The sequence below is a fragment of the Amycolatopsis camponoti genome (assembly GCF_902497555.1).
Classification (GTDB): domain Bacteria; phylum Actinomycetota; class Actinomycetes; order Mycobacteriales; family Pseudonocardiaceae; genus Amycolatopsis; species Amycolatopsis camponoti.
The window spans coordinates 1,046,339-1,067,455 of sequence record NZ_CABVGP010000003.1; the positions used below are offsets into that span (position 1 = coordinate 1,046,339).

22 protein-coding genes and 1 tRNA gene are annotated in these 21,117 nt (G+C 70.2%); 19 read left to right on the forward strand and 4 right to left on the reverse strand.

Features of this window, described 5'->3' with window-relative positions:
* Window positions 1-113: 113 nt before the first annotated feature.
* A complete protein-coding gene (locus tag AA23TX_RS41405; RefSeq protein WP_230863040.1) occupies window positions 114-737 on the forward strand; it encodes a hypothetical protein in 624 nt (207 codons plus the stop codon).
* Window positions 738-791: 54 nt separating this feature from the next.
* On the opposite strand, the gene AA23TX_RS41410 is transcribed toward AA23TX_RS41405, so the two are convergent.
* Window positions 792-1,466 (reverse strand): alpha/beta fold hydrolase, encoded by a 675-nt coding sequence (locus AA23TX_RS41410; RefSeq protein ID WP_155548399.1) that lies wholly within the window; start codon window positions 1,464-1,466, stop codon window positions 792-794.
* A gap of 135 nt (window positions 1,467-1,601) precedes the next feature.
* On the opposite strand from AA23TX_RS41410, the gene AA23TX_RS41415 reads away from it, so the two are divergent.
* The 3 genes from AA23TX_RS41415 (at window position 1,602) to AA23TX_RS41425 (ending at window position 2,938) form a co-directional block, all read left to right on the forward strand.
* Window positions 1,602-2,141 (forward strand): DUF2716 domain-containing protein, encoded by a 540-nt coding sequence (locus AA23TX_RS41415; protein ID WP_155548400.1) that lies wholly within the window; start codon window positions 1,602-1,604, stop codon window positions 2,139-2,141.
* A 33-nt stretch (window positions 2,142-2,174) separates the two neighbouring features.
* Entirely contained in the window at window positions 2,175-2,576 is a 402-nt protein-coding gene (locus AA23TX_RS41420) for an immunity 7 family protein (protein ID WP_155548401.1), read from the forward strand.
* 68 nt (window positions 2,577-2,644) lie between these two features.
* Complete coding sequence (locus tag AA23TX_RS41425) at window positions 2,645-2,938, forward strand: YiaA/YiaB family inner membrane protein (protein ID WP_155548402.1); 294 nt, start codon at window positions 2,645-2,647, stop codon at window positions 2,936-2,938.
* Window positions 2,939-3,099: 161 nt separating this feature from the next.
* Here AA23TX_RS41425 and AA23TX_RS41430 read toward each other — a convergent pair.
* A tRNA-Gly gene (locus AA23TX_RS41430) sits at window positions 3,100-3,172 on the reverse strand.
* Between the two features lie 189 nt (window positions 3,173-3,361).
* Here AA23TX_RS41430 and AA23TX_RS41435 point away from each other — a divergent pair.
* From AA23TX_RS41435 to AA23TX_RS41495, 13 genes are all read left to right on the forward strand, one after another.
* Window positions 3,362-4,903, forward strand: coding sequence for a sigma-70 family RNA polymerase sigma factor (locus AA23TX_RS41435; RefSeq protein ID WP_155548403.1), 1,542 nt, complete (start codon window positions 3,362-3,364; stop codon window positions 4,901-4,903).
* Window positions 4,904-5,016: 113 nt separating this feature from the next.
* Window positions 5,017-5,457, forward strand: coding sequence for a DUF983 domain-containing protein (locus tag AA23TX_RS41440; protein ID WP_155548404.1), 441 nt, complete (start codon window positions 5,017-5,019; stop codon window positions 5,455-5,457).
* A gap of 39 nt (window positions 5,458-5,496) precedes the next feature.
* Window positions 5,497-6,357, forward strand: a complete 861-nt coding sequence (locus AA23TX_RS41445; protein ID WP_155548405.1) for an Fpg/Nei family DNA glycosylase — start codon at window positions 5,497-5,499, stop codon at window positions 6,355-6,357.
* Between the two features lie 292 nt (window positions 6,358-6,649).
* Window positions 6,650-7,975: a histidine kinase gene (locus tag AA23TX_RS41450; protein ID WP_155548406.1), complete on the forward strand. Its 1,326-nt coding sequence runs from the start codon at window positions 6,650-6,652 to the stop codon at window positions 7,973-7,975.
* 72 nt (window positions 7,976-8,047) lie between these two features.
* On the forward strand, window positions 8,048-8,893 hold the full coding sequence (locus tag AA23TX_RS41455) for a S49 family peptidase (protein WP_155548407.1): 846 nt from the start codon (window positions 8,048-8,050) through the stop codon (window positions 8,891-8,893).
* Between the two features lie 157 nt (window positions 8,894-9,050).
* On the forward strand, window positions 9,051-10,442 hold the full coding sequence (locus tag AA23TX_RS41460; protein WP_155548408.1) for a carbohydrate-binding protein: 1,392 nt from the start codon (window positions 9,051-9,053) through the stop codon (window positions 10,440-10,442).
* Between the two features lie 92 nt (window positions 10,443-10,534).
* Window positions 10,535-11,371, forward strand: a complete 837-nt coding sequence (locus tag AA23TX_RS41465) for a LytR/AlgR family response regulator transcription factor (RefSeq protein WP_196425823.1) — start codon at window positions 10,535-10,537, stop codon at window positions 11,369-11,371.
* A 14-nt stretch (window positions 11,372-11,385) separates the two neighbouring features.
* Complete coding sequence (locus AA23TX_RS41470; RefSeq protein ID WP_155548409.1) at window positions 11,386-11,919, forward strand: hypothetical protein; 534 nt, start codon at window positions 11,386-11,388, stop codon at window positions 11,917-11,919.
* A 30-nt stretch (window positions 11,920-11,949) separates the two neighbouring features.
* Window positions 11,950-13,740, forward strand: a complete 1,791-nt coding sequence (locus tag AA23TX_RS41475; protein ID WP_155548410.1) for a sodium/solute symporter — start codon at window positions 11,950-11,952, stop codon at window positions 13,738-13,740.
* 125 nt (window positions 13,741-13,865) lie between these two features.
* Entirely contained in the window at window positions 13,866-14,216 is a 351-nt protein-coding gene (locus tag AA23TX_RS41480; RefSeq protein ID WP_155548411.1) for a DUF485 domain-containing protein, read from the forward strand.
* Window positions 14,213-15,841 carry a monocarboxylic acid transporter gene (locus AA23TX_RS41485; RefSeq protein ID WP_155548412.1) on the forward strand — a complete coding sequence of 543 codons (1,629 nt, stop codon included), beginning with the start codon at window positions 14,213-14,215 and terminating at the stop codon, window positions 15,839-15,841. Before AA23TX_RS41480 ends, AA23TX_RS41485 begins: the two co-directional genes overlap by 4 nt.
* A gap of 147 nt (window positions 15,842-15,988) precedes the next feature.
* The gene (locus tag AA23TX_RS41490) at window positions 15,989-16,348 is read left to right on the forward strand and encodes a rhodanese-like domain-containing protein (protein ID WP_155548413.1); all 360 of its coding nucleotides are present in this window, start codon (window positions 15,989-15,991) and stop codon (window positions 16,346-16,348) included.
* A 2-nt stretch (window positions 16,349-16,350) separates the two neighbouring features.
* The gene (locus AA23TX_RS41495; protein WP_155548414.1) at window positions 16,351-17,373 is read left to right on the forward strand and encodes a DUF4328 domain-containing protein; all 1,023 of its coding nucleotides are present in this window, start codon (window positions 16,351-16,353) and stop codon (window positions 17,371-17,373) included.
* On the opposite strand, the gene AA23TX_RS41500 is transcribed toward AA23TX_RS41495, so the two are convergent.
* Window positions 17,370-17,960: a TetR/AcrR family transcriptional regulator gene (locus tag AA23TX_RS41500; RefSeq protein WP_155548415.1), complete on the reverse strand. Its 591-nt coding sequence runs from the start codon at window positions 17,958-17,960 to the stop codon at window positions 17,370-17,372. The two genes, AA23TX_RS41495 and AA23TX_RS41500, sit on opposite strands and share 4 nt — an antisense overlap.
* Window positions 17,961-18,070: 110 nt before the next feature.
* Here AA23TX_RS41500 and mca point away from each other — a divergent pair, with 110 nt between their 5' ends.
* Entirely contained in the window at window positions 18,071-18,916 is an 846-nt protein-coding gene (gene mca / locus AA23TX_RS41505; RefSeq protein WP_155548416.1) for a mycothiol conjugate amidase Mca, read from the forward strand.
* A gap of 90 nt (window positions 18,917-19,006) precedes the next feature.
* On the opposite strand, the gene AA23TX_RS41510 is transcribed toward mca, so the two are convergent.
* Window positions 19,007-20,173: a cytochrome P450 gene (locus AA23TX_RS41510; RefSeq protein WP_155548417.1), complete on the reverse strand. Its 1,167-nt coding sequence runs from the start codon at window positions 20,171-20,173 to the stop codon at window positions 19,007-19,009.
* Window positions 20,174-20,226: 53 nt separating this feature from the next.
* Between AA23TX_RS41510 and AA23TX_RS41515 the strand changes: the two genes are divergently transcribed.
* The gene (locus tag AA23TX_RS41515) at window positions 20,227-21,108 is read left to right on the forward strand and encodes a DUF5926 family protein (protein WP_155548418.1); all 882 of its coding nucleotides are present in this window, start codon (window positions 20,227-20,229) and stop codon (window positions 21,106-21,108) included.
* Window positions 21,109-21,117 lie beyond the last annotated feature (9 nt).

Consider the following 21,117-nt stretch of genomic DNA (forward strand, 5'->3'; position numbering starts at 1 on the left):
CTCTTTGCGGGAGTCCCCGCCTTCCGTCACCTTCTCGGACGCCGAAACTGTCGTACATATGTTCTAAAATAGGCGTTGTCCAGGGGAGATGCCACCCGTGCGCGGGTGGCGTGATGGAGGAAGGCAGGGCCATGGCCTACATCACCCTGTCCACGTTCGTGGGCTACAGCGCGAGTAACGGTCCGTCGCGGTCGTCGTTCGTCCGGCGGCAGCGCCGGCAGTACGAAGACCCGGCACGGGCGGCGTTCAACTACTACCGGCGAGCGGCGAACGCCGTGCGGTCCGGGCGGGCGGCGGGGCAGGACGCGACGGCGTTGCGCGCCCTCGTCAACGCCGCCGACGACCGGACGAAGCCGCACTACGCCGCGATCGCCGAGGGCTGGCTGCGGTACCTCGGCCGGAAGTCGCCGCGGCTGGTCGAGGTCGGGCGCGGCCGCTGCTCGATCGGCGACCTCGAGATCGGCGTCAGCCCGCAGCTCGGGCTCCGCAAGAGCGACGGCCGCCGCTACGCGACTTGGCTCTACTTCAAGGAGGAACCGCTGACGAGGGATTCGGCGAAGCTGGCGCTGTGGGTACTGGAACAGGCGATGCCGGACGTCCTGCCGGGCGGGCACGCGCTGGTGATCGACGTCCGCCGGAGCAAGGAGTTCCAGCTGTCCGCCCGTGACCGCGAACGGTTGCGGCCCTGGGCCCGCAGCGAGGCTTCGGCGTTCCTCACCCTCTGGGACGCCGCCTGAGCCGGGGGAGGCGCCGGAGCCGTCCGGCGCCTCCCCCCGGCAGCCGGTGCTGGGTTATGCCGTCGTCCGGAGCACTTCGGCCACCAGCTCCGGCCGCGTGACGAACGGGTGGTGCGCCACGGGCAGCTCCGCGACGTCGGTCGCGCGCCGGGCTTGGTCTCGTTGCTGCTCCGGCAGCGTCGCGCGATCGTCGGCGCAGACGAGGTAGGTCGACGGGATCTCGCGCCACGCGGCGGCCGTCGTCGGCTGACCGAACACCGACTCGTTCTGGGGCGTGAGCCGCGCCGCGGCGCCGGCGTATTCGGCGTCGTCGAAGTCCTGGGCGAACAGCGGCCGCACCAGCTCCTCCCGGACGCTCGCGGTGCCGTCGCCGTGGCTGACGTGCCGGGGCGGCGGCTCGGCGCCGCCGAAGTCCGCGAGGGCCTCGCCGACGTCCGGCAGGAACGACGTCACGTAGACGAGCCGGTGGACCGCGGGGTGGTTCCCGGCCTGTGTGATCACCATCCCGCCGTACGAATGCCCGACGAGCAGAGCGGGCTCGTCGGAGGCGTCGAGCAGGGCGCGGACGGCCGCGGCGTCGTCGTGGAGATCGCCGCGCGGCTCGCCCTCGCAGCTCGGCAGCACCGCCGCTGAGCTGCGCAGACCGTGCCGGGCGAGTACGTCCGCCGTCGGCCGCCACCACCAGGCGCCGTCCCGGACGAACGCACCGTGGACGAAGAGGACTCGCATGGTGACAATCTGACAGAACCCACCCGGTCGAGTGAGACAGTTCGCGAGGAGCGAATGAGGACTGGACAAACCGGAGGACGAACACGAAGCTTTCGCGTGTTCTTTCGTGCCTGGCCAAGTCAGAGGTCGTAACAAGTGAATGCTGCCTGGGAAGCCGTCTCCCGCGTCGCCGACGAGCCCGCCTGGTACTGGGTGTACGACAAGCTGGGGTTCTTGCCGAGCACCTACGCGCACGCGTGGCCGGGCTTCCGCGAGCCGTCGCCGTCGCGGACCTGGGACCTCTCGCCCGGCGACCTGGACCGCGCCTCGGCCGAGTTCCGCCTCGGCCCGTACGCGGTCGAGGAGCACCAGGTCTCGGCGATCGCGCTGGCGGCGTTCCGCGAGGTCTGCGGTCCCGACGACTGGATGTGGGCGCTGCACTGGCAGCACCAGTCCTACCGCGTCCGCCCGCACCTGATGACCCCGGGCGCGCGCTGGCCGGTGCCGGTGTTCCCGCGGGCGGACTACCACCTGTTCCTGTCTTCGGACTTTTCCTTCGGCACGCTCGGCCACCCTTGGGAGCGCACGCTTTGCGTGTTCGGCGAGAAGCTGGTGCCGGCGTTCGAGCGGCACGGCGAAGGGGCGCTCGCGAACGTCCTGCGCCGCGACGGGAAGCCGTCCGCGCTGGCCCGCTGAGCTCGCGGTTGATCTCTTGCTACCGTTCTGCGGGTGTTCGAATATCACGGCTGGGTGACCATCCAGGCGACCGCGAGCGGCGATGACGACGCGGCGCTCCTGGAGCGCCTGGTCGACCGCGTGCATCGCGCGATCCGCGACGCGGGCGACTTCGACCTGGTCGACCTCCGCTGGAGCGCGGGCATGCCGATGCTCCACTTCGCGGGCTTCGACAAGCACGGCGGCCGCCTGGCGCCGGAGCTCCTCGAGCTGTTCACCAGGGCGGGCGAGCTGGCCCCGGGCTCGTACGGGCTGCTGCACGTCTGGGACGACCAGGACCCCGAGCACGACAACGAGTTCCGCGTGTACCGCATGGCCCGCGGCCAGGTGACGGAACGCGAAGACCCCCACCTGACCCCGGTGGCCCCGACGGTCCTGGACGTCTACGAGCTGTAGCCACTTCGCAACCGCGGCTGAGTAGTACTGCTCAAGACACCCGCGGGCCCTGGCGAGACCGTGGTCACATGACCAAATCCGGAACCACGTCCCCCACCACGACGGCTTTCTACATCCAGGCGGCGATCTCGTTCGGCCTGGCGCTGTCAGCGGTCATCGGCGGGATCGCGTACCTGCCGGTCGACGGCTGGATCCGCGGTTTCCTCGCCCTCGGCGCGCTCTACCTGGTCACCTCCACGTTCACGCTCGCCAAGTGCGTGCGCGACAGACAGGAGGAGACCTCGGTGGTCTCCCGCGTCGACCAGGCCCGGCTGGACAAGCTCCTCGCCGAGCACGACCCGTTCAAGACCCACACGGTGTAAAACGCCAGAAGCATCACCCGAAGAGGTGACATCGCGGCCGTGGCCAGGGACGCGCCAGGGTCTGGCTACGGCACCGTGGGGGTCCGGGGGCTCGGCCCCCGGGTGAAATGGCGAAGGGGCCGAGGTCGACGCATTACGTCGACACACGGCCCCTGACCCTGAGCGGATGACGGGATTCGAACCCGCGACCCTCACCTTGGCAAGGTGATGCGCTACCAGCTGCGCTACATCCGCACTGCGTTGCTGTTGGGACGAACTCTATACCAACGGAAAACTGCTCCGATGAGCGGGTCCCCCGGTGCCCTGACCCGGTGCTTCGGTGTCACAGCTGGCGTACAAGGGGTGACGACGGCTGATTCCCTCCGTATGGTGTCCCCATTCGACCGAACGGGGAGAACCTTCGGGGAGGAGGTGCCGGGCCGGATGACCGAGCTGGGCACGGTGCCGCCACCAGCGGCCTCGGAATCCGACGAGCAGGCACTGCTGCAACGACTTCGAAACGGCGAAGACGCCGCGTTCGGAGAGCTGTTCGAGCTGCACGCCGCCGCCGTCCGGAGACTGGCGCAGAGCCTGGCTTCCGACCGGTCCGAGGCCGAAGACATCACCGCGGAGACGTTCTTCCGCGTCCTGCAGGCCCTCCGCCGTGGCTCCGGCCCCAGGGACTACGTCCGCGCCTACCTCCTGACCGTCGCCCGCCGGGTCTCGTGGGAGTGGCACGGTGCCCGCCGCGACGTCCCCGTGTCGGACGACGAGCTGACCTTCCGCGCCGGGGCGGGTGCCGACACGCACGCCCGCACGGCCGAGCACACCCTGATCACGACGGCGTTCACCAGCCTGCCCGAGCGCTGGCGGACCGTGCTGTGGCAGACCGAGGTCGAGGGCGAGCAGCCCGCCATGGTCGCCACCCACTTCGGGCTGAGCGCGAACGCCACCGCGGCGCTGGCCCGGCGGGCCCGCCAAGGCCTGCGCGCGGCGTACCTGCAGGCACACCTTTCGGTGAACCGCGGGCCGGACTCGTGCCGCGCGGTCGTCGAGAAGCTCGGCGGGTTCACCGCGGGCAGCGTCACCGGCGCCGAAGCCGAGCGGATCAAGGCGCACCTGCACGGCTGCCCGTCGTGCCGCGCGACCCAGGACGAGCTGCGCGACGTCTGCTCGTCGCTGCGTGCGCACGCCGGCGTGCTGGTGCTGCTGGTGCCGGCGGCGGGTGCCGCGGCTAGCGGCGGCGGCGTGCTGACCGGGCTCGGCGCGACGCTCAAGGGCGTGCTGGTCGGGTCGAAGGTCAAGGTCGGGCTCGCGCTGGCGTCGACCGCGGCCGTGGGTGCCGTCGGCGTCGCCGCAGGTCCCGTCCTGTTCGGGACGACGCCGGTGCAGGACGTCGGGCTGACCGGCGGCGCGCCCGAGCTCGTGGTGGTGCCGCCGACCGAGTCGCACCAGCAGCCGCCCCCGCAGCCACGGCAGGACCCGCGGATCGGCATCGGCGTGCTCAACGGCCGCGGCACCGGGGTCGCCATCCCGGCTCGGCAGCGCACCGGCAGCCGTCAGCTGGGCGTGAACGAGGTGCCGTCGATACCGGCGGGCGACGTCCCGGCCGGAGGCGTCGGCACCGGGGCGGACCCGGGCACGAACGGCGAGACCCCGCGCGAGGACCTGTCGTCCTCGACCTTCAGCGCGCCCGACCACCCGGAGACCTCGCCGCGGCTGGACTCGACCACCACCGAGATGACGAAGTCCAGCGACGAGACGGTGCCGGAGAGCGCCAACGCGCCCGAGCTGTCGCCGGAGAACACGACGACGACCACGACGGTGCCGGTCAAGCCGGAGCCGACCGCCGGCGAGCCGTCGTCCACCGAGCCGTCGACCACGGTGACGCCGACGTCGGGGAAGCCGTGGCCGAGCCGGGCGTCCGGCGTCACTGGTTCGGGCGAATCGGCGGATTCGACGTCCGCCACCTCGCCGGCTCCCTGAACTGCGGTGATCATCTTCGCCGGGTGGGATGTCCGATTCCTCCCTCGCGCGGGCGAGCCCGGGCACGGTACCGTTGTGCTGCTCACCCTGCGGGCGCCCCGGGAGGCAACTGAATGAACCGGCTGGTACGCGGCGAAGACGGCCGCGACTGGGTGGTCCGTGCCCAGATGGAATGGCGCGCTCCGGCGACGGCCGACGACTTCGAGCACGACGTCGCCGGCAGCTACGGTCCCGGCATCGCGATGATCGTGGTCACCGCGCTGCTGGCCGTGATCCTCGTCGTGTGGACGCCGAACGAGGTCAACATCCCCGCGTGGGTGCTGCTGGCGCTGCTGCTCATAGTGCTTTTCTTCCCGCTGCGCTGGATCCTGCGCCGGCCGTGGACGGTCGTCGCGGAGACCGAAGGCGACATGACCGGCGACCGGCCGTCCGAGCGCTGGGTCGGCACCATCCGCGGCATGTTCACCGTGCAGGGTGAGGTCAAGAAGATCTCCAAGACGATCCAGCGCCACTCGCTGCCGGACTTCGACGGGCCACTGCACCCGGTCGAGTAGCCGGTACCGGAAATCGGTCGAAGGGGTGAAACTGGGGGCATGCCCGAACTGCCCGAGGTCGAAGCCCTGGCGCACCACCTGCGCGAGAACGCCGTCGGCCGGACGATCTTCCGCATCGATGTCGCATCGCTCAGCGTCCTGAAGACGGCGACCCCGCCGTGGACCGACCTGCACGGCCGCGAGATCACCGGCGCGACCCGGCACGGCAAGCACCTCGACGTCGTCGCGGGTGATCTGCACCTGGTCGTCCACCTGGCTCGCGCGGGCTGGCTGCGCTGGTCCGACGGCCTGGCCGCGGCGCCGCTCAAGCCGGGCAAGGGCCCGATTTCGCTGCGGGTGCACCTCGAGTCCGCGACCGGGCCCGGCTTCGACCTCACCGAGGCGGGCACGAAGAAGGGGCTCGCGGTGTGGGTCGTGAAGGACCCGCAGGAGATCGCGAGCGTCGCGCGCCTCGGTCCGGACGCCCTCTCGCTGGACGCCGTGCAGCTGCGTGAGCTGTTCGCCGGGAAGAACACCCGGCTGAAGTGGGCGCTGACCGACCAGTCGCTGATCGCCGGCATCGGCAACGCGTACTCCGACGAGATCATGCACCGCGCGAAGCTCTCCCCGTACGCGACGATCGGCAAGCTCGACGACGGCGCGCTGGAGACCCTGGCCGAGGCGATCGTCGAGATCGAGGCGGACGCGGTCAAGCGCTCGGTCGGCCAGAAGGCAGCGCGCCTGAAGGGCGAGAAGCGCTCGGGCCTGCACGTCCACGCGCGCACCGGCCTCCCGTGCCCGGTCTGCGGCGACACGATCCGCGAGATCTCGTTCGCCGACAAGTCGTTCCAGTACTGCCCGACCTGCCAGACGAACGGCAAGCCACTGGCCGACCGCCGGATGTCGCGGCTGCTCAAATAGCCGGGTGACATCCGTGGTCGCCACGTCACGCACCGGGATTCCCCCGATCGGCCGCACGCGCTGTGCCGCCGGCCGCCCGAACCCCGGCGGCGTTGTGATCGCCGTCAGCGAAACCGCCCTCTTCCTGGCACTTTCCCCGGATCCGGTGGAACAGGACGCCCCTCCAGCGTGTTGCGGACAGTGATCGGCCGGCCGGTCAACCGACTCTTAGTAGGGTCACTCCAACCCTCGGTCATCACAGTTGGACAGAAAGTGGGATCAGGCCTTGCACCCGGTTGGTCGAGCGCAGAGCATGGACGCCGTGTCCGGGTTTCCGCTTGCGCAGGTCGTCCCCTGGGGGGTCGCGGTCCTGCTCGGCATCGTGGTGATCATCCTGCTCGTGAAGCAGCGCAAGCCGGCGAGCGTGGTGGAGGACGCCATGCTGCAGGCGGTCCACCGGATGTCGAAGGCCGCGCCGAACCTCCGTTCCGGCCTGGACGAGGACGCCGCCGACAAGATCACCACCCAGCTGCTGCAGATGCTCGACTGCGTCGCCGTCGGCATCACCGACAGCGAGGGCACGCTGCTGTCCTGGGACGGCGAGGCGAACGAGCACTACGTCGACCTCGTCGACGCGATCGGCGCGGCCATCCGCAAGCACCGCCGCGAGGTCGTCGCGCACGACCGGATGCCCTGCAACCACCGTGGCACCTGCCGGATGAAGACCGCCGTCATCGTGCCGTTGCTGGTCGAGGGCGAGACCGAGGCGGCGCTGATCGTCGTCGGCCGCACCCGCGGGCGGCTGGTGCAGATGGCCGACGCCGTCGCCCAGTTCGTCTGCACGCAGTTCGAGCTGTCCCGGCTCGACGAGTCGAAGCAGCAGCTCCAGCAGGCGGAGATCAAGGCGCTGCGCGCGCAGATCTCGCCGCACTTCGTCTACAACGCGCTCAACACGATCTCCGCGCTGATCCGCACGGACCCCGAAGAGGCGCGAGAGCTGCTTCAGGACTTCGCCGACTTCACGCGCTACTCGTTCCGCTCGTCGGGCATGTTCACGTCGCTCGCCGAGGAGCTGCGCAACATCGACCGCTACCTGACCATCGAGAACGCCCGCTTCGGCGGCCGGCTCGAGGTGCGGATGAAGATCGCGCCCGAGGTGCTCAGCGTCGTCGTGCCGTTCCTGATCATCCAGCCGCTCGTCGAGAACGCGGTCAAGCACGGCCTGGCCAGCAAGCCCAGCGGCGGCTGCGTCACGGTGATCGCGCAGGACCACGGCACCGAGGCGCTGATCAGCGTCGAGGACGACGGCATCGGCATGGACCCGCGGCGGCTGAAGGACGTCAAGAACGCGCACAGCACCGGCGCGCACGTCGGGCTCGGCAACATCAGCCAGCGCATGCAGCAGGTCTTCGGCAACGACTACGCGGTGATGGTCGAGACCGCGCCCGGGGCCGGCATGAAGGTGACGCTGCGGGTGCCGAAGTTCGTCCCCGGTGTCCGCCCGAACATGCCGGACTACAGCTCCGAAAACGACGCCGCGCCGGCCGACGTGCCATCGCAGGGCGGCCCGGCCCAGCTCAACGGTGCCGAGGTGAACGGCGTCAACGGCACGCGCTCCGGCATCCTCCCCATGGGCTGAATCCCGCTGTGACATCCGGGGGCCGGGGGCTTCGCCACCCGGACCCCCGAAAAATCCGGCTAGCCTGGCGTTATGAGCGTTACGGACAAGCTGGCTTCGCGGATCCCGGTGCTCGCCGACCGCGTGGAGCGCAAGGACGTCGTGGCCGTGGTGAAGCTGCACGGCGTGATCACGCCGTCGCCGTCCCCACTGGCCAGGGGCGCGATCAACCTCGCCACCGTCGAGACGGCGTTGACCAGGGCGTTCGGTCACGAGCGGCTGAAGGCGGTCGCCCTGCTGATCAACTCGCCGGGCGGCGCGCCGACGCAGTCCGGGCTGGTCGCGGAGCGGATCCGGCAGCTGGCGGACGAAAAGGGTGTCCCGGTGCTGGCGTTCTGCGAGGACGTCGCCGCGTCGGGCGGGTACTGGCTGGCCTGCGCGGCGGACGAGATCTACGCGCACCGGACGTCGATGGTCGGCTCGATCGGCGTGATCAGCGGCGGTTTCGGGTTCACCGGCCTGCTCGAACGCTTCGGCATCGAGCGCCGGCTGCACACGGCGGGCGCGAACAAGTCCCGGCTCGACCCGTTCTCGCCGGAGAAGCCCGAAGACGTCGAGTGGCTGAAGAAGATGCACAGCCAGCTCCACGAGCTGTTCGTGAGCTGGGTGAGGGAGCGCCGCGGCGACCGGCTGACCGACACCGACGACCTGTTCACCGGCGACGTCTGGCTCGGCGCCAAGGCGCAGGAGCTCGGCCTGATCGACGGCGTGGGCAGCCTCCGCCAGATCATCACCGAGCGCTACCCGGACGCCGACATCTCGGTGGCGGAGCCGAAGAAGGCCCTGCTCGCGCGCCTCGGCATCGGCGCACCGGCCGCGGCGTCGGCGGTCCTGGACGCGGTGACGCAGAAGGCGGCGTGGTCCCGCTTCGGCCTCTGAGTCCTCTGTCCGGTTTGAGTACTTCCGGGCAGACTTTGTGACCTGAATCACTCTTCCTGCGTAACGCCTCTGGAAGTGACGTGGGGCGTCGGGTTTCCTCGTGAACGGGCTTTGTTGCGATCGGCAACAAATCCGGACGACGAGGAGGTCGTACCCGATGCCCCACTCCCGAAGATTCGCCATCGGTGCCGTGCTGGGCGCCGCGCTCATCGCGGTCCCGCTGACCCTGCCCGCCGCCGCGTCCATCCCGCCGCCCGACTCGGGCTGGACCACCGTCTTCGCCGACGACTTCACCGGCGGCGCGAACACCTTGCCGTCGGGCTCGAACTGGATCATCGACACCGGCCACGCCTACCCCGGCGGCCCCGGCAACTGGGGCACCGGCGAGATCCAGAACTACACGTCGAGCACGTCGAACCTCGCCCAGGACGGCGCCGGCAACCTCCGCATCACGCCGTTGCGCGACGGCTCGGGCAACTGGACGTCCGCGCGGATCGAAACCCAGCGCACCGACTTCAAGCCCCCGGCCGGCGGCGTCCTGCGGATCGAAAGCCGGATCCAGATGCCGAACGTCACCGGCGCGGCCGCGCTCGGCTACTGGCCCGCGTTCTGGGCCCTCGGCGGCCCCTACCGCGGCAACTGGTGGAACTGGCCCGCGGTCGGCGAGTTCGACATCATGGAGAACGTCAACGGGATCAACTCCGTCTGGGGCGTGCTGCACTGCGGCGTCAACCCGGGCGGCCCGTGCAACGAGACCACCGGCATCGTCGCCAACCGCGCCTGCCCCGGCAGCAGCTGCCAGTCGGCCTTCCACACCTACCGCTTCGAATGGGACGCGAGCGTCAGCCCGCAGGTGTTCCGCTGGTTCGTCGACGGGCAGCAGTTCCACTCGGTCAGCCAGAACCAGGTCGACGCGACCACGTGGGCGAACATGACCAGCCACCAGGGCTACTTCGTGTTGCTGAACGTGGCGATCGGCGGCGCGTTCCCCAACAACAACTCCGGCACGACCACGCCGGGGCCGGGGATCGTGCCGAGCCGTCCGATGGTCGTCGACTACGTGACGGTCACCACCCGTGGCTACGGCGGCGGGACGACCACCACCCCGCCGACCACTACGACTCCGCCCGGGAACGGCGGCAGCGCGTACAGCACCATCCAGGCCGAGTCCTACACCCAGCAGAACGGCCTGGCCAAGCAGACGACCACCGACACCGGCGGCGGCCAGAACATCGGCCCGGCCGGCAACGGCGACTGGGCGCTCTACCCCGGCGTGGACTTCGGGAGCACCGCGGCGACGAACTTCCAGGCGCGCGTGGCGTCCGGGGCCGCGGGCGGGGTCAGCGGTCTGGTCGAGGTCCGGCTGGACAGCCTGTCCAACGCCCCGATCGGCAGCTTCGCCGTCGGCAACACGGGCGGCTGGCAGAGCTGGCGGACCGTCCCGGCGAACATCAGCGGGGTGACCGGCGTGCACAACGTGTACGTCACCTTCACGAGTGGCCAGCCCGCCGACTTCGTGAACCTCAACTGGTTCACGTTCGTGCATTGATAGCGAGGGACCCCGCTGGTGGCGGCGTCACCGGCGGGGTCCCGCCACTTCAGGCAGACGGGGGCTGGACATTGCACTCGGCAATGGGCAGGATGCGTTTCACTGTGAGTGCTCACGATGACACCCGGAAGCTCGTGGTCCTGGCTGTGGACGACGAGCCTCGAGGTCTGGACGAACTAGTCCACTGCCTGCGCAACAGCCCCCACGTCGCGAAGGTGTTCCCGGCGATCGACGCGTCGGAGGCGCTGCGGCTGCTGTCGACCGACGACCCGAGACTACGCGACCGCAAGGAGCGTGGCCTGCCGATCGTCGACGCGGTCTTCGCCGACATCGACATGCCCGGGTTGTCCGGGATGGAGATGTCGCGCGTGTTCGCCGCGCTCCGGCCCTCGCCCGCGCTCGTGTTCGTCACGGGGCACGCCGAGGAGGCGGTCAACGCCTTCGACCTCGGCGCCCTGGACTACGTGCTGAAGCCGTACCAGCAGGACCGCCTCGACCGCGCGATCACGCGCGTGATCGAGAAGCTGGCCTCCGCCGCGGCGCCGGCACCGGGCGCCCTCGGCGGCGAGCCGGGCGTGAAGAACGACGACGAGGTCATCCCGGTCGAGCTGGCGGGCACCACCAAGCTCATCCCGCGCTCCTCGGTCCGCTGGGTCGAGGCGCAGGGCGACTACGCGCGGTTGTTCACCACCGAAGGCAGCCACCTGGTCCGCATCCCGCTGGCCCAGCTCGAAGAGCGCTGGGAGAAAGCCGGATTCGTCCGGATCCACCGGTCGTTCCTGGTCGCGCTGCCGCTCATCACCGAGCTGCGGATGGGCCAGGGCGGCTACCAGGTCGTGATCGGCAACGAGGAGAAGGTGCTGCCGGTGAGCCGGCGCCACACCCGGGCGCTGAAGGACCGGCTGGTCGGCTCGGGCCGGAACGGCTGAGCCGGGAACCGGTCATGACCGACGACTTCTACGAGCGCCGCGCGAACGGCGTGCGAGAGCCCGATCCGACGCTCGGCCGGCGCGTCCGCCAGCAGCGGCCGCTCCCGCAGCCGACGGACCAGGCCGTCGTCGAGCCGCTTCCGCCGGCGCCCGAGGACGAGCCGTCGCCCAAGCCGGAACACCACACCCGGCCCAAGCGCGAGCGAGTGATCCTCAACGACCAGCGTCGCGGCAGCGGTAGCCTGCGCGCCCGCGTCGAGCTGGAAGAGCAGACCAGCTGGGGAAAGCTGCTCGTGAAGGACCACCTGGTCAAGGTCCAGCTGCGGACGGCGCTGCTGCTGTCCGGCCTCGTCGTCGTCGTGTTCGGTTCGCTGCCGGTGCTGTTCTACCTCGTTCCTGGGTTCTCCCGATTGAGCTTGGTCGGCATCCCGGTGGCCTGGCTGATCCTCGGCGTCCTGCCGTTCCCGTTCCTGTTCGGCGTGGGCATCTGGTACAACCGCCTGGCCGAACGCAACGAACGCGCTTTCGTGGACATGATCGAAAACTAGTTTCCGCACGACTCGTGCGAGGATTCCCCCGTGCAGCTGAACCCGTGGGCCTTGACCGGCATCGTGCTGGTCGCCGTGGTGACGTTCTTCCTCGGTCACCGCTCTTCGCGTTCGGCCACGAGCACGCACGACTTCCTGGTCGCCCGGCGGACCGTACGGTCCCGCCGCAACGCCGCCGCGATCTCCGGTGAATACCTGTCCGCGGCATCGTTCCTCGGCATCGCGGGGATCGTGCTCAAGGACGGCGCCGACGCGCTGTGGTTCCCGATCGGCTTCACCGCGGGTTACCTCGCCCTGATGCTCTTCGTCGCGGCGCCGCTGCGGCGCTCCGGCGCGTACACGCTGCCCGACTTCGTCGAGATGCGGCTCGGCTCGAAGGGCCTCCGCCGGTTCTCGACGGCGTTCGTCGTGTTCATCGGGATCCTCTACATGGTCCCGCAGCTGCAGGGCGCGGGCCTGACGCTGGCGACGATCCTGCCGGTGCCGGTCTGGACCGGCGCCATCGCGGTGATGATCGTGGTGGCGTTCAACGTGATCGCCGGCGGCATGCGCGCGATCACCGTCGTCCAGGCCTTCCAGTACTGGCTCAAGCTGTTCGCGATCTCGGTGCCCGCGTTCGTGCTGTGCATGGTCTTCTTCGCCGGCGGCGGCCCGGACGGCTTCCGTCCCCTCGGCGCGGCCGCACCGCCGGTGTTCACCAGCGACACCACAGTGGACGTCCAGACCGACGTCACCCTGCACGTCACTTCGGACACCTTTCTGTACGCGTACGGCCGCACCGACAACGGCCCGGCCGCCGGTCCGACGCACTGGACCCCGCTGGCCCCGCACACGGTTTCCGAAGGCACCACGCTGAAGTTCCTGGCCGGCACGCCGGTGCCGGTGGTCAGCGATTCGGTCGCGGACAACGCGAACTGGCTGCACCCGGGGTCGGGCAGCCTCACCGACCTGCTCCAGACGTACTCGCTGATGTTCGCCACGTTCCTGGGCACGATGGGCCTGCCGCACGTGCTGGTCCGCTTCTACACCAACCCCGACGGCAAGGCCGCGCGCCGCACCACCGTGCACGTCCTGCTGCTGCTGGGCCTGTTCTACCTGTTCCCGACGCTGCTGGGCGCGCTGTCCCGGATGTACGTCCCGGAGCTGCTGGTCACCGGCAAGACGGACGCGGCGATCCTGCGGTTGCCCTCGGCGATGCTGCCCGGGGTCGGCGGCCAGATCCTCGGCGCGGTCACCGCGGCCGGCGCGTTCGCGGCGTTCCTGTCCAGCACGTCCGGGCTGCTGGTGAGCGTCGCCGGGGTGGTGTCGACCGACCTGCTGCCCGGCCGGGTCCGCGACTTCCGCGTCGCGACCGGGCTGGTCGCGCTGTTCCCGATCGCGCTGGCGGTCGCGCTGCGGCCGGAGGACATCTCGCTGTCGATCGGGCTGACGTTCGCGCTCGCGGCGTCGACGTTCAGCCCGTTGCTGGTGCTGGGCATCTGGTGGCGCAAGCTGTCCTGGCCGGGTGCGCTGGCCGGGATGTTCGTCGGCGGCGGTCTCGTGCTGGCCGCGCTGATCGTCAACGTCGTGAGCGGCTACACCGGGGGCTGGGCGCCGTGGTTCGTCAACCAGCCGGCGCTGATCACCGTGCCGGTCGCCTTCGTGACGACGTACTTCGTCAGCCGGGCGACCGGGTACGGGCGCCCGGACCACGTGCACGACATCATGCTGCGGCTGCACGCCCCCGATCCGCTCGGTTTCATGCGGGACAGGGCGGTCGCGCGATTCGGACAAGCCGAAGAAAAGACGCGAATCGCCGGTCGGGGTAGGCACCGAAAGTAATGCGCTGACAGTCAGTAAGAAAGTATTACCCGATCGAGGGATTACGAGCTACACAGCTGACCCATACGTTCCGTTGGTTTCTACCAGTACGACCAGTACGAAAAACGGGAAGGTGGAGATCCGCTGTGAGCAGCACCGAACACGACGTCGGTGGCGCGGAGCCGCAGACCGACTGGGAGAGCATCCAGGGGAGTCCCGAATTCACGGACCTGCGCCGCCGATTGCGGGTGTTCGTGTTCCCGATGACCGCGCTGTTCCTGCTTTGGTACCTGCTGTACGTGCTCCTCGCCGACTACGCGCACGGCTTCATGAGCACCAAGCTCGTCGGCAACATCAACGTCGGCCTGGTGTTCGGCCTCCTGCAGTTCGTCTCGACGTTCGTCATCACGGGCCTCTACGTGCGCTACGCCAACCGGAAGCTCGACCCGGTCGCCGACAGGATCCGCGCCGAGATCGAAGGGGAGCCGCGCAAATGACCGTCGCCGCGGGCGTGGAGGGCAGCAACTCCACCCTCAACATCATCATTTTCCTGGTCTTCGTCGCGATCACACTGGTGATCGTGTTCCGGGCCAGTCGCAACACGAAGACGGCGTCGGACTACTACGCCGCCGGCCGGGCGTTCACCGGTCCGCAGAACGGCATCGCGATTTCCGGCGACTACCTTTCGGCGGCGTCGTTCCTCGGCATCGCGGGCGCGATCGCCGTCAACGGCTACGACGGCTTCCTCTATTCGGTCGGTTTCCTGGTCGCGTGGCTCGTCGCGTTGCTGCTGGTCGCGGAACTGCTCCGCAACACCGGCAAGTTCACGATGGGCGACGTCCTCGCGTTCCGCATGAAGCAGACGCCGGTGCGCGCGGCGGCGGCGGTTTCGACGCTGATCGTGTCGTTCTTCTACCTGCTCGCGCAGATGGCGGGCGCCGGTGGCCTGGTCAACCTGCTGCTCGGCATCTCGGGCGAGGCGGGGCAGGACGTCGTGATCGCCGTCGTCGGCGTGATCATGATCCTGTACGTCCTGATCGGCGGCATGAAGGGCACCACCTGGGTGCAGATCATCAAGGCGGCGCTGCTGATCGTCGGCGCGTTCGCGATGACGCTGTGGGTGCTCGGCAAGTACGGCTTCAACCTGTCCGACCTGTTCCAGGCCGCGGTCGACAAGGGTGGCAAGGGCGGGGCGGCGCTGCTCGACCCGGGCAAGCAGTACGGCAAGACGGGCACCACGAAGCTCGACTTCCTGTCGCTCGGCATCGCGCTGGTGCTCGGCACGGCGGGCCTGCCGCACGTCCTGATGCGCTTCTACACGGTCCCGACTGCTCGCGACGCCCGTCGTTCGGTGGTCTGGGCGATCGTCCTGATCGGCGTGTTCTACCTGTTCACGCTGGTGCTCGGCTACGGCGCGGGCGCGATCGTCGGGCCGGACAAGATCGCCAAGGCCCCGGGGACGACGAACTCGGCGGCCCCGCTGCTCGCGCTGGAACTCGGCGGGCCGGTGTTGCTCGGGTTCATCTCCGCGGTCGCGTTCGCGACGATCCTCGCGGTGGTCGCCGGCCTGACGATCACGGCGTCGGCGTCGTTCGCCCACGACGTCTACGCGAGCGTGATCAAGAAGGGCCAGGTCTCCACCGGCGGCGAGGTCCGCGTCGCCCGGATCACGGCGCTGGTGATCGGCGCGCTGGCCATCGCGGGCGGCATCCTGGCGAAGAGCCAGAACGTCGCGTTCCTGGTGGCACTGGCGTTCGCGGTGGCGGCGTCGGCCAACCTGCCGACGATCCTGTACTCGCTGTTCTGGAAGCGGTTCAACACGCAGGGCGCGCTGTGGTCGATCTACGGCGGCCTCGTCGTCACGATCGTGCTGATCGTCTTCTCGCCGGCGGTCTCGGGCAAGCCGGTCGACGCGAAGACGGGCAAGAGCGCGTCGATGATCCAGGGCGTCGACTTCCACTGGTTCCCGCTCGACAACCCGGGCCTGGTCTCGATCCCGGCGGCGTTCCTGCTCGGCTGGCTCGGCACGGTCCTGTCCAAGGAGCGCAACAAGGCCAAGTACGCCGAAATGGAGGTCCGCGCACTGACCGGCGCGGGCGCCGAGAAGGCCGTCCAGCACTGACCGCGGCCGGGGCCTTCCGCACCGCGCGGAAGGCCCCGCCGTGTCGCCCCTCCAATCACGCGTGATGCCTCCCGGATCACGCGTGATGCCCCGTTCCGCCCGCCCGTCCGTCCACCTCACGCGCGGGCAACGCCCCGACATGGCAGCATGGAGATCGTGGTGAGCCCTGCTGAACTGCCGACCGCCGAGGTCCGCGACCTGCCCAAGGACGGCCTCGTGCTGCTCGACGTCCGCGAAGACGACGAGTGGGCCGCCGGGCACGCGCCCGGCGCGGTGCACATCCCGATGGGGGAGCTGCCCGCCCGCGTAGGCGAGCTGGCCGACCTGCCCGACGACCAGCCGATCCACGTGATCTGCCGCAGCGGCGGCCGGTCCGCGCGGGCGACGTCGTGGCTCAACCAGAGCGGCTGGGACGCGGTGAACGTCGCCGGCGGCATGGGCGCGTGGCAGCGCGAAGGCCGGCCGATGGTCGGCGAGCACCCCGGCATCGATCCCGAAGTGATCTAGCCTTGCAGCCGGGTCCGCCTCCTCCACCTGGGTACTGGCCGCGCCAGACCCCGCCGCCGAGCGCCCAGCAGCTGAGGGGCCGGACGCTGGCCGCCCAGCCGGAGCCGTACCCGTACCAGCACCGTCCCGCGCACCGGCCGAAGCTGCGCTGGGTGGCGTCCCCGCCGCCGGGCGCGTGGCCGCGTCGCCGCGTGACGCCGCCCGAGCGGTACTACGGGCCGCCGTCGTACCCGGTGCCGCCGCGCTGGGGTTTCCCCAACCTGGTCTGGCGCCGCCCGACTTCGGTGCCTGGCACGGCGTCGGACGAGGTCCGCCCGATCGACCGGCTGCCGGTGCTCAGCCGCAGCCTGATCGGTGTCCTGTTCGCGTTCGCCGTCCTCGCCGTGGTCGCCGCCGGCGCGGAGGTCTGGCGGTACGTGCTGCTCGTCGAGGGCCGCGAGTCCGCGCTGAACCGTTCGGTGGTGGCGTTTTCCGACGGTTTCGTGCTCACCGCCGGCCTGCTCGCTTCGATCCTCGCGCTGCTGCCCGCCGCGCTGACGCTCTGGTGGCTGCTGGTCGCCCGCCGGGCGGCGGCTGACGTCTCGGGCGACGACCCGCCCCGGCCGGTGTGGCAGGTGCTGGTCGGCGTCCTCGTGCCGCTGGCCAACCTGCCGATGGCGTTGTCGATCGCCGGCGAGCTGGAGCACGCGGTGCTGGGCCGCGCGCGCGACGTCCGGCCGAAGCCGTCGCGGCAGGTGCTCGTGTGGTGGGGCGCCTGGCTGCTCAACTGGGTCCTGCTGGGCGTGACGATCGTCTGGCGCTTCCGCGACGACGTCCAGTCGATGGCCGACAGCGTCGTCCTGGTCGCGCTGACCGACCTGGCCGCGGCCTCGTTGGCGGTCATGACCGCCATGGTCGTGCGGCGGTTCACGGCGCTGCTGGCGCCGTCGGACGCGCGGGCCGTGCGCTCGATGCGCGTGCTGAAGGTGGCCGGCGCTCCGGAGCCCGAGCTGCGCACCGCACGGCCTTCCGGCGCCGCGCGCTAGTACCGGCCCAGCACCGGTTCCAGCTGGTCGAAAGCCAGTTCGGCGGTGGGCCACAGCGCGTCGGAGATCCCCTTTTCGTCCTCGAGGGTCCGGTCGAAGACCTCCTGGAAGAGCACGCGCAGCACGGTGGCGAGGTGGGCGGCGGCGAGCACGGGCTCGAGCCCCTGCTCGGGGTGACGCCGGATCAGCAGGTGCGTGAGCGCCGCTTCGCGCTCGCGGTGCATCTCGTGCAGGGCGTTCGTCAGGACCTGGCTCTCCTTGATCATCCGCACGAAGCCCGGGCGCGAGAAGCCGACCAGCGCGTGCTCGGCCCCCAGTGCTTCGAAGTAGAGCTCGCGGGTGTCGTGGAAGACGCTGTCGCGGACCAGGCTGGCCGGCCAGGACGCGAAGTCGGCGCGGATGTCGAAGACCAGGTCTTCCTTGCGCGGGAAGTGGTTCGTGACGGTCATCTTGGCGACCCGCGCCTCGGTGGCGATGTCCGCGATCGTCACGTCCTCGAAGCCGTTGCGGATGAACAGCTTCGTCGCCACGTCCGAGATGGTCTTCCTGGTCTCGTGCTTCTTCTGGGCCCGGAGTCCCTCGCTCATGCCGTCACTCTAGTGGGTCGGACCCAAGATTGTGCTTGACCTACTCAGTGGGTCGGACCTAATCTGAGGTTCGACCCAATATTCTGGGGGAAGCCCCGAAGGAGCATCCGATGACGTTCCGCCTCCTGAGCGTCCACGCCCACCCCGACGACGAGTCCAGCAAGGGCGCGGCCACCCTCGCCCGGTACGCGGCCGAAGGCGTCGACGTCCTGGTGGCCACGTGCACCGGCGGCGAGCGCGGCGACATCCTCAACCCGGCCGTCGACACCCCGGAAAACCGCGCCGGCCTCCCGGCGATCCGCCGTCGCGAGATGGCCGCCGCAGCCGAAATCCTCGGTATTCGCCAGCGCTTCCTCGGGCTGGTCGACTCCGGCCTGCCCGGCGAAGGCGAACCCTTACCGGACGGCTGCTTCGCCGCCATCCCGCTTTCCGCGGCGGCTGCCCCACTGGTCGCGCTGATCCGCGAGTTCCGCCCCCACGTCGTGATCACGTACGACGAAACCGGCGGCTACCCCCACCCGGACCACATCCGCACCCATGAGGTAACGCTCGAAGCCTTCACCGCGGCCGCCGACTCCACCCGCTATCCAGGCACCGGCGCCCCATGGCGTCCAGCCAAGCTTTACTACCAAGCCACCCTGAGCCGAGCCTGGTTCCAAGCCCTCCACGACGCGACCCTGGCCGCCGGCCTGGAGTCCGCGATGACGGACGTCCTGGCGGAACTCCCGCTCGAGCCGGCTTTGCCGGTCACCACCCGAATCCGCTGCGAATCCCACTTCGCCACCCGCGACCGAGCCCTGCTGGCCCACGCGACCCAAGTCGACCCGGCCCATCCGTTTTTCGCCCACTCACGCGAAATCGAACGAGAAGCCTGGCCCTACGAGGACTACCACCTCGCCCACCCAACCCCAGGCCCCAACCTGGAAACAGACCTCTTCACCGGAGTAACCCCATGAACCCCCGTGATGCCTCCCCAATCACGCGTGATGCCCTCCCAATCACACGTGATGCTCCTTCAAGCACGCGAGATCCGCCCCGGACCCGGCTCACACGGTGACGCGAAGCTCCCGCAGCCCCCGGATCACGAACTCGGGCCGCCGGCGCGGAGTCTCGGCGAGCCGCAATCCCGGCAGCTTCGCGGCCAACGCACTCAACGCCGCGGCGATCTCCACCCGAGCGAGAGGAGCACCCACGCAGTAGTGGATCCCCAGGCCGAAGCCGAGGTGCGCGTTCGGCGTCCGTCCGATGTCGAGGGTGTCCGGCGCGTCGAACACCTTCGGATCTCGGGCCGCGGCACCCAGCAGCGCGCCGATCTTCTGCCCCTGCGGGACGACATGTCCGCAGATCGACACGTCCTCGGTCGCCGTCCGCTCGAACAGCTGCAGGGGCGCGTCGAACCGGATCAGTTCCTCGACGCACGAATCCAGCAAGGAAGGAGCCGCCAGCAAGCGCTCCCACTGGTCCCGGTGGGTGAGCAGCGCCGTGATGCCGTTGCCGAGCACGTTGACCGTCGCCTCGTGACCGGCCATCAGCAGCAGCACCGCGGTCGCGACCAGCTCGTCCGGCGTCAGCTCGCTGCGCAGGAGGTCGCTGATGATGTCGTCGCCCGGGGCGTCGGCGCGAGCCGCGGCCACCGACCGGACGTACTCGACGAACTCGGCGGCCGCCCGCTCGGCGGCGTCGCGGCCGTCCTCGGGCAAGCCGTACTCGTACATCTTCACGATCGCGTTGGACAGCTCGACCATCCGCGGCCCGTCGGTGCCGGGGACGCCCAGCAGCTCGGCGATCACCGCGACCGGCAGCGGCTGGGCCAGGTGCTCGAGGAGGTCCGCGCTGCCGTCGGTGGCGATCGCGGCCGCGAGGTCGTCGACCATCCGGTCGGCGAGCGTCGCGACCATCGGACGCAGCCGCTGCACGTGGCCGCGGCCGAACGCGCCCGCGATCAGGCGACGCAGGCGGGTGTGCGCGGGCGGCTCGTTCTCCAGCAGCGAGTTGCGGTGCAGCAGGTTGAACGACGCGAACCGTTCGAGCGGCTGCGCGTCCTGCCAGATCCGGCCCAGCCCGCGATGCCGCAGCACGGCCGACGACGCGGCGTGCGACACCGCCACGGCCAGGCCGAGCTCGTCGTGAAAATGGACGTCGCCCTGCTCGCGCAGTGCGGCGAACGCGGGGTACGGGTCTTCCAGGAACGCGGGATCGCGGGGGTCGAACACGTCGCGAGACTAACCCTTCGATAGCGTTCGAAGCCGAGCCAGAGGAGGCAGCAGTGGGCAAGGGCGCGCGCAAGAAGGGTCCCAAGCAGGCGACGGACCGCAAGCCGAAGGTGCGCGACGTCTTCGTCGGCCAGCCGTTCGAGGGGCTGGCGGCGGAGCCCGAGCTGATCGCACTGCGCGAGTTCGTGCCGTCCGCTACGGCCAAGCTGACCCTCGCCGACGGCGGCGACGTCACCCTCGGCACTGTGCTGCCGATGGCCGCGGCCGCGTTCGTCCGCTCGGACGGCGAGCGGTACGTCGGCCTGCAGGTGCAGACCCGCTCCTCCGACATCAGCCGCGACCTCGGCCGCTCGCTGAAGTGGCTGCTGGACGCGAAGGAGGGCGACGTCCTCGGCGTGCCGGACACGACGACCCCGCCGTCCGCCGACGAGCACGCCCGCCTCCAGGATCTGCTGACGCCGGGCGCCGAGCTCGACGTCACGCTCCACAAGGACTTCGCCTGGTGGCTGCCGGAGGACGCGGACGCCACCGGTGACGTCGCGGTCTCCCTCGAGCGTGCGAACGCCGCGATCATGCCGACCGAGCGCCTCGGCCACGGTGCCTACTGGGTCCTCGCCGGCGAGAAGGCGCACCTGCGCTGGGTCCGTCCGGAGCCGGAGAACCTGCTGCTCCAGGCCCTGGCCCGGCTGTCCGCGGCCGGCGAGCTCGGCCTCGGCGAAGGCTCCCGCTACGCCGGCTCGTTCCGCGCACACGGCCTGCTGGTCCCGGTCTGGGACCTCGACCCCGAGGCCCACGCCCGCGAGTGGGCCGAGGCGAAGGACGCCCTCGGTATCCGCCTCGAGACGGCCCTGAAGTCCCTCGACACCGAACCGCTGAACGCGGCAGAGCGCCGCGCCCGCGACGGCCTGATCGGCCGCCAGCTCACCCTGCGCTGACCGCGCCGC